We start from the raw sequence: 247 nt of genomic DNA on the forward strand, positions 1-247 counted from the left end.
CCGGTGCGCAGGTGGCCGCCCTCTTCCACGCCCATCGCCACGTAAGACTCGATGGTCTCGCGGTGGCGATCGGTGATCAGCGGCCCCATCTGCGTGGACTCGTCGGCCGGGTTGCCGACACGCAGGCGTGCTGCGGCAGCCGCCAGGCGGTCCATGAACGGCTCATACAGCGAGCGCGCCACGAACAAACGCGAACCCGCGATGCACGACTCGCCCGACGAGCTGAAGATGCCGTACAGCACACCGT

1 protein-coding gene is annotated in these 247 nt (G+C 68.0%); it reads right to left on the reverse strand.

Going from position 1 to position 247, the window contains the following annotated elements; translation table 11 throughout:
• On the reverse strand, nt 1-247 hold a 247-nt coding region (locus tag ACVA58_RS28515), incomplete at both ends, for an aldehyde dehydrogenase family protein (protein WP_446513592.1).

It is taken from the genome of Photobacterium sp. DNB22_13_2 (assembly GCF_052873915.1).